Annotated in this window: 8 protein-coding genes; 1 reads left to right on the top strand and 7 read right to left on the bottom strand. The window is 69.3% G+C overall.

What is annotated here, in order from left to right; translation table 11 throughout:
* From rpsO to Q9S36_RS13540, 5 genes are all read right to left on the bottom strand, one after another.
* A partial coding sequence (rpsO, locus tag Q9S36_RS13560; RefSeq protein ID WP_311285581.1) for a 30S ribosomal protein S15 occupies positions 1-164 on the bottom strand: 164 nt, incomplete at its 3' end.
* 125 nt (positions 165-289) lie between these two features.
* Positions 290-1,825 (bottom strand): M15 family metallopeptidase, encoded by a 1,536-nt coding sequence (locus Q9S36_RS13555; RefSeq protein ID WP_311285564.1) that lies wholly within the window; start codon positions 1,823-1,825, stop codon positions 290-292.
* Between the two features lie 78 nt (positions 1,826-1,903).
* On the bottom strand, positions 1,904-2,272 hold the full coding sequence (locus tag Q9S36_RS13550) for an FKBP-type peptidyl-prolyl cis-trans isomerase (protein ID WP_217531400.1): 369 nt from the start codon (positions 2,270-2,272) through the stop codon (positions 1,904-1,906).
* 40 nt (positions 2,273-2,312) lie between these two features.
* Positions 2,313-2,876: a YceI family protein gene (locus Q9S36_RS13545; RefSeq protein WP_064003157.1), complete on the bottom strand. Its 564-nt coding sequence runs from the start codon at positions 2,874-2,876 to the stop codon at positions 2,313-2,315.
* A gap of 221 nt (positions 2,877-3,097) precedes the next feature.
* Entirely contained in the window at positions 3,098-4,255 is a 1,158-nt protein-coding gene (locus tag Q9S36_RS13540; protein WP_217531401.1) for a PrsW family intramembrane metalloprotease, read from the bottom strand.
* Positions 4,256-4,319: 64 nt separating this feature from the next.
* On the opposite strand from Q9S36_RS13540, the gene Q9S36_RS13535 reads away from it, so the two are divergent.
* Positions 4,320-5,189: a fumarylacetoacetate hydrolase family protein gene (locus Q9S36_RS13535; RefSeq protein ID WP_311285563.1), complete on the top strand. Its 870-nt coding sequence runs from the start codon at positions 4,320-4,322 to the stop codon at positions 5,187-5,189.
* Positions 5,190-5,244: 55 nt separating this feature from the next.
* Here the strand turns inward: Q9S36_RS13535 and Q9S36_RS13530 are convergent, their stop codons facing one another.
* Positions 5,245-5,715 (bottom strand): DUF4190 domain-containing protein, encoded by a 471-nt coding sequence (locus tag Q9S36_RS13530; RefSeq protein ID WP_311285562.1) that lies wholly within the window; start codon positions 5,713-5,715, stop codon positions 5,245-5,247.
* 56 nt (positions 5,716-5,771) lie between these two features.
* Positions 5,772-7,229 (bottom strand): aspartate ammonia-lyase, encoded by a 1,458-nt coding sequence (locus Q9S36_RS13525; protein WP_311285561.1) that lies wholly within the window; start codon positions 7,227-7,229, stop codon positions 5,772-5,774.
* Between the last annotated feature and the right edge of the window lie 64 nt (positions 7,230-7,293).

Genomic DNA, 7,293 nt, shown 5'->3' with positions numbered 1-7,293 from the left:
CCACGACGCGAGTGGTGGTCGTGCTTGTGCTCCTTGAGGTGCTCGGTGAGGTCCTTGATGCGCTGCGTCAGCATCGCGACCTGCACCTCGGGGGATCCGGTGTCACCGGGGTGCGTCGCGTACTCTTCGATGATCGCCTTCTTGACGTCTGCTTCCAGTGCCATAGGTGATCCCCTTCCTCTTCGTTGCGCGGCGCCCGACGCCTGATGCGTGGGCTCTCTTTATCCGCGGCCGATCGAACGGCAACCACAGGAGTCTACACGACGGGGACCGAGGTCACCGCCCGCCGTCAGTAGCGCGAGGTCACACCGAGGTACTCGTCCAGCGTGAGGCCGGTCTTCTTCAGATGCGTCGCCACCCCCGTGCCGAAGTACCGCAGGTGCCACGGCTCCCAGCGGTAGCCGGTCACCTTCTCCTCGCCTCGGGGGTACCGCACGATGAAGCCGTACCGATGCGCGTTCGCGGCCACCCACCGGCCGGCGCGGGTCTCGCCCCAGGACTGCGAGATCGAATTGACGTCGATGGCCAAACCGGTCTGATGCTCGCTGTGGCCGGGTCGCGCCGAGCGCCGTTCGGCCTCCGCCCTGCCGTGCTGACGGACCTTGCTCGCGAAGACGCTCTGCTGCGAGGCGTAGGAGCGGAAGCCCGAGATGATCGAGAGCGAGACGCCGTCCTTCCTGGCGTCGGCCCGCATCCTCGCCCAGGCGCTCGTCAGCTCCGGACGGAGCCCGTTGCCGTAGGAGGACGGCAACGGGATCGACTTGTTCACGATCAGGATGCCGCGGATGTACATCGGCTTGCCGGGGGCGACGGTGCGGACCGCGGGCGACCCCGCGGAACGCCACTGCGCGGTCGTCACCGGGGTCAGATAGCCGTCCATGCGGTGGAGGATCGAGGACCCCGTCGACAGGCGCACGAACGAATCGCCGGGGATCCGCGAGCGGATGGTCGTCTTGGGGCGGCCCGCCCGCGCGTACTCGGCCGCGCTGAGCGCTTCGACGGTGTCGATGCTCCGGTCGCCGGCCGAGGTCGGCCACGTGACGAGGCCGTAGACGATCGGGGACCATGCCGTCTTCGCGTAGACGACCGGAGCGCGCGCCACCTGCGGCTTCCCGGCGCGCCGGTACTCCGCGGCCGTGATCACCCGGTGCGATCCGTTCGTGCGGACGAAGTGCACGGCGGGCGACCAGGCGGCGCGGTACCAGCCGCCGGCCACCACGGAGCCCGCGCGCGGCGAACCCGCCGCGCGCCGCTCCGCCGACGTCATCTTCTTCGTCTTCCCGTCGGGCGTGCGCGCGTAAATGTCCGACGGCCCGGACTGGTAGCGGAAGTAGCGCGTCGTCGACACATGTCCCATCAGGCGGACCTTCGGCGAGCCGGCGCTCACGAACGACGTCCGATCGAGCGCGACGACCTTGTCGACGTCGCGGTCGTCCGTGCCGTCCGGCCAGGTGATCAGTGCGTAGACCTGAGGGGACCACGTCACCCGCCCATAGGTGACGGGAAGGGTGCGGATGCGGGGACTCCCAGCGGCCTTCCATTGCTCCCTCGACAGCGCGGTGACGCTGCCGTCCGTCCGGGTGCGGTAGACCCGCGGGTCGGTGGACCACGGCGTGCGGTAGTAGCCGTGGACCGTGACCGCCGGGGACGGGGATGCCGTCGGTGTCGGGGTGGGTGTCGGTGCCTGGGTCGGCGTGGGCGAGGGCGTGCCGGTGGGCGCCGCGGTCTGCGCCGATGCCGCGCCGGGCGTCAGGACCACGGTCAGCGCGAGTACCGCCGCGGCGAGCACCGCCGTCCACCGTGCCCGCGGGCGTTCGTTCCCCATGGTGCTCACCTTAGGGCAGAGCCCGGGCGCACGTGTGGCCCGACCGAGGAACGGCCGGGCCACACGTGAGACGTCGGATCAGGCGACGTCGAGCAGATCGATGATGAAGATCAGCGTCTTGCCGCCGAGGAAGTGTCCACCGGCGGGACCGTACGCGAGGTGCGGCGGGATGACGAGTTCACGCCGGCCGCCCACCTTCATCCCCGGGATCCCGTCCTGCCATCCCTGGATCAGGCCGCGGAGCGGGAACTGGATGCTCTCGCCGCGGTTCCAGGACGAGTCGAACTCCTCACCGGAGAGGTACTCGACGCCCACGTAGTGGACAGTGACGGTGTCGCCGGGCTTCGCCTCGACACCGTCCCCCTCGATCAGGTCGCGGACGACCAGGTCAGCGGGTGCGGGACCCTGAGGCGCGTCGATCTCGGGCTTGGTGCGGTCTGCAGTCATGAGTCCATCCAACCCGAGGCGCTCTCCGTGGTCAAAGCCGTCAGGCCTGGACGGAACCCTGGAGGTCGAGCTCGATGGTGACGTCCTTGCCGACGAGCACGCCGCCGGTCTCGAGCGCCGCGTTCCAGGTCAGGCCGAAGTCCTCGCGGTTGATGACGGTCTTCGCCGTCGCACCCGCCTTGTAGTTGCCCCAGGGGTCGGTGCCGAAGCCACCGAAGTCGACCTCGAAGGTGACGGGCTTGGTGACGTCCTTGATCGTGAGGTCGCCGTCGACGAGGAAGTCGCCGCCCTCGACGCGCACACCGGTCGACGTGAAGGTGATCTCGGGGTAGGTCTCGACGTCGAAGAAGTCGGCGCTGCGGAGGTGGCCGTCGCGACCCTCGTCCTTGGTGTCGAGCGATGCCGCGTCGACCTTCGCCTCGAGAGTGGCCTCGAGCGGGTTCTCGGGGGCGACGAGGGTCGCCTCCTTGACGTTGAAGTGGCCACGGACCTTCGAGATCATCATGTGGCGGACGCTGAAGCCGACCTCGCTGTGCGAGGCGTCGAGGATCCAGGTCCCCGCCTTGTAGCCGGGGATGTCGAGGGTCGCGGTGGAGTCGGTCATGGTGGTCCTTCGTCTGGGGGTCCGGAATGCTCCGGCGGTCGAGAGGGCGAAACGTCGCCGCATCCGATCCTATTCCCCTGAATAGAAAAACCCGCCGCGGGCGGGGGTCTTGACAGCGTCGGGAGTGAGCGGGATCATTTTTCCAGGCCAACTCAGCGCCCGGAAGACTCGCAGGCATCGCCGCGGCACCGGGCGCTGAGTCTTTTCTCCGGCAGTCCCCCTCAGCGGGCGAGGACGTCCCCGCGGGCCCGCGTGGCGCGCTCGAGGTAAACACGCTCGTCGACGGCGGCCGCAGGGTCGCGGCCGGTCACCACGCGCTGCCGCGCGGCGGCCAGCGAGGTCGCCTCGGCGATGAAGCGCCGCATCGCCGCGGACCGGTCCCCCGGCAGCGTCCGCGCCCAGGCGACCGCACGCGCGCGACCGGCGCGGGTCGCCAGCATGTCGACCTCGCCGGGCGAGAACCACCCCGCCGCGGCGTAGTCGCCGAGTCGCGCGCGGGTCAACCGTGCCTCCTCGCGTCGCAGCAGGACGACACCGACGATGAACAGCACGAACAGCGGTACCTGGAGTGTCGTGTAGAGGGCGAAGAAGTCGGCGAACACGGCGGAACCGTTCCAGAGGGCGTGCAGAGCGATGGCCCCGACGATTCCGAGGAGCCACCGCGGTGCCGCCGCGGAGCCGCGGAGCCCGATCCGCGCGGCCCGGCCGAGCGCGTACCCCGTCACTGCCGTGAACATCACGTGCGCGAACGGCGACAGGACCCCACGGAGGAAGAACGTGTAGGCGGCGCTCTCGACACCCTCGGTGATGAGGCTGTCGGCGAAGTAGAGGATGTTCTCCGTGAAGGCGAACCCCGCCCCGACGAGGGCGCCGTAGACGACACCGTCCACCGGTCCGTCGAAGGCGCGGCGCGCGGCGACGAAGACGAGCAGCACCCCCGCGCCCTTGGCGAGCTCCTCCACGATCGGCGCCTGCACGACGGCCGACAACGTCTCCGGCACCTGCGGGACGACGAGACCGATGACGAGGTCGACCGCCAGGGTGAGGGCGACGGATGCCACCGCCCCCCACGCGAGCGCGAACACCACCAGGCCGCGGGGCTCCGGCTCCCAGCGGTCGATGATCCGGACCGCGACCAGGACGAGCGCGAGCGGGACGAGCGCCAGGACCCCCGCGACGACCGCGGCGACGGGGCCGAGGAAGGTCAGGAAGTAGGCCGCGAGGCCGAGCGCCACCAAGACGAGCACGATGCCCACGATCCAGAGGATCGTCCGCCCGGCTCCCGGCGTGGGCACGGGCAGGTCCCGGCGCGGCGGAGCCGGCGGGGGCGTCGCCGGCATCGAATGGGTCGGCTGCGCGAGCGGCGACGGGAACGACATGCGCTCAGCCTAGGGGCGGGCGCGCACGAGCCGCCGCCGCGCACGGGAACGATAGCCTGGGACCATGCGCTTCGCCCACGTTGTCCCCGACGGAGTCGACGAGCCGCAGCTGGTCCTGGTCGAGGAGGATCGCGCGACGGTGGTGTCGCGCCTCTTCGACGGTGCGCCCTCGCGCCTGCAGCGGCTCATCGAAGGAGGTGACGCCCTCCTCGCCCGCGTCCGGGACGCGGCCGCCGACCCCGAGGTCGAGTGGATGCCGCTGGGCTCCCCCGTGTTCGCGTCCGCGATCCTCGACACGCCCGTCACGATCGCCGTGGGCTTGAACTACGCCGCGCACTCGAGCGAGCTGGGGCTGAAAGCGGACGCCGCTCCGACCATCTTCACGCTGTGGCCGGGCTCCCTGGGCGGGCACCGCCAGACGACCACCTGGCCACGTTCGCTGAGTCAGTCGGTCGACTACGAGGCCGAGCTCGGTGTCGTGATCGGCCCAGCGGCCCGCGACGTCGCGCTCGAGGACGCACTCGACCACGTCTGGGGCTACACGGTCGTCAACGACATCACGGCCCGCGACATCCAGTTCTCCGAGGCGCAGTGGTCGCGGTGCAAGTCGTTCGACGGCTTCACCCCGACGGGCCCCTTCGTCGTGACGGCGGACGAGATCTCCGACCCGCAGGATCTGCACATCTGGGCCGTCGTCGACGGGCAGACGGTGCAGGATGCCTCGACGGGCCAGATGATCCACCCCGTCGCCAAGCTCGTCTCCTACCTTTCGCGGTCGGCGACCCTGCTCCCCGGCACCCTCATCTCGACCGGCTCCCCCGGTGGCGCGGGCTACTCCCGCGATCCGCAGATCTTCCTCCGCGACCGCTCGACGGTCACGGTCGGCATCGACGGCATCGGTGAGCTGACGACGTTCTGCCGGATCACCGACTGACCCGCAACGACGAAGAGCCCCGGATGCCGCGCATCCAGGGCTCTCGTCGTACGACTCAGTACCCGCTGTTCTCGAGCAGTTCCTGGCAGGTCATCGTGACGCCTTGGAAGGTGACGGTGCCGGAGGGGTCGTCCAAGCAAGCGTTCACCTGACTGACGAGATCGCCACCCCCACTGGCCTGGAATGCGGCAACTGCAATGATGATCACTACAACCACCAGGATCATGATGACGACGCTCACGATAATCGCCGCGATCGCCAGACCGTTCTTCGCGCCGGCTTTGCGGCTCTGCACGAGAGCCACAATGCCGAGGATGAGGCCGATGACCTGGGTGCCGGGGATGATCGCGAGGATCAGCGCGACGATCGCCATGGTGCGGCCGGGGGTCGATCCGCCCGAGGGGGCGGCGTTGTACTGCGGGGCGTTGCTGTAGGCGGGCGCTTCGTAGGCCGGCGGTGCCGGGGGGACGTTCTGGGGGTTCGGCTGGTTGGGATCAGTCATGGAAGTGTCCTTCTGGTCGGTCATCGGCCGGGATTACGACCCCGACGCTAGCGTTCACCGTTCTCCCAGACAACCGGCAATCAGTGCTGCTCCACGTCACCCGGTTTCGTGATAACGGGGATGGCCCGCGTGACCGCCTGCAGCCCCGACAGGCGTGCCGGCGACAGCTGCTTGTCCACCTCGTCGCGCGACATCAGGCCGGCCTCGACGACGAGGTCGCCGACGTTCCGCTTGGTGAGCAGCGCAGTCTTGGCCAGGGCCGCGGCGGCGGTGTAGCCGATGAAGGGCGTCAGTGCCGTGATGACGCCGACCGACGACCCGACCATCGTCCCGAGGCGTTCGCGGTTGGCCGTGATGCCGTCGACGCAGTTGACCCGCAGCGTGCGCATACCGCGACGCATCCAGGTGATCGACTGGAAGATCGAGTGCGCGATCACCGGCTCGAACGCGTTCAGCTGCAGCTGCCCGCCCTCGACGGCCATCGTCACCGTCAGGTCGGCGCCCGCGACGGCGAAGGCGACCTGGTTGACGACCTCGGGGATGACCGGGTTCACCTTGCCGGGCATGATGCTCGAGCCGGCCTGTCGGGGCGGGAGGTTGATCTCGCCGAAGCCCGCCTGCGGGCCGCTCGAGAGGAGCCGCAGGTCGTTGCTGATCTTGGAGAGCTTGATGGCGTTGCGCTTGAGCGACGACGAGAACGACATGAAGGCGCCGGTGTCGCTCGTCGACTCCACGAGGTCCTCGGCGGTCTCGAGGTCGAGACCGCTGATCTCGCGCAGGTGGCGGAGCACCGAGCCGGAGTAGTCGGGGTGCGTCGTGATGCCGGTGCCGATGGCCGTCGCACCCATGTTGATCTCGTAGAGCAGGTACGCGTTCTCGCGGAGCCGGTGGTAGTCCTCCCCCAGCGTCGTCGCGAAGCCGTGGAACTCCTGCCCGAGCGTCATGGGCACGGCATCCTGCAACTGGGTGCGGCCGACCTTGAGCACGTCGTGGAACTCGTCGGCCTTCTTCAGGAAGGCCTGCCGCAGCAGGTCGAGCTCCTCGAGGAGGGACTGCAGGTCGAGGCCGAGGCCGACCTTGATCGCCGTCGGGTAGACGTCGTTCGTCGACTGACTGCGGTTCGTGTGGTCGATCGGCGAGAGGAACGCGTAGTCGCCTTTCTCACGGCCGGCCATCTCGAGCGCGACGTTGGTGATGACCTCGTTCGCGTTCATGTTGGTCGAGGTGCCGGCCCCGCCCTGGATGACGCCCACGACGAACTGGTCGTGGAACTCGCCGTCGATGACGCGCTGCGCCGCACGGTCGATGAGGTCGGCGCGGGATGCCTCCAGCACGCCGATCTCCTTGTTGGCGCGCGCGGAGGCCTGCTTGACCATCGCGAGGGCGACGACGAGGTCGCGGTAGACGGAGATGGGCCGCATCGAGATCGGGAAGTTCTCGAGCGCTCTCGCAGTGTGGATGCCCCAGTAGGCGTCGGCGGGGATCTCCATCGATCCCAGGGAGTCGGTCTCGGTACGCGTCATCGCGTCAGGTGCCATTGCGGTGTCCTTGTGGGTCACAGGGTGCGGGGATAGGACGAGCCTATCCCCGCACCCCGCCGAC

This window comes from Microbacterium sp. ARD31 (assembly GCF_031844425.1).
This window is presented reverse-complemented; position numbering and strand designations above follow the sequence as displayed.

Coding starts and splice junctions, on each gene's coding strand:
- Q9S36_RS13545 (WP_064003157.1), bottom strand. CDS start 2,876: ATGACCGACTCCACCGCGACCCTCGACATCCCCGGCTACAAGGCGGGG.
- Q9S36_RS13550 (WP_217531400.1), bottom strand. CDS start 2,272: ATGACTGCAGACCGCACCAAGCCCGAGATCGACGCGCCTCAGGGTCCC.
- Q9S36_RS13555 (WP_311285564.1), bottom strand. CDS start 1,825: ATGGGGAACGAACGCCCGCGGGCACGGTGGACGGCGGTGCTCGCCGCG.
- Q9S36_RS13530 (WP_311285562.1), bottom strand. CDS start 5,715: ATGACCGACCAGAAGGACACTTCCATGACTGATCCCAACCAGCCGAAC.
- Q9S36_RS13535 (WP_311285563.1), top strand. CDS start 4,320: ATGCGCTTCGCCCACGTTGTCCCCGACGGAGTCGACGAGCCGCAGCTG.
- Q9S36_RS13525 (WP_311285561.1), bottom strand. CDS start 7,229: ATGGCACCTGACGCGATGACGCGTACCGAGACCGACTCCCTGGGATCG.
- Q9S36_RS13540 (WP_217531401.1), bottom strand. CDS start 4,255: ATGTCGTTCCCGTCGCCGCTCGCGCAGCCGACCCATTCGATGCCGGCG.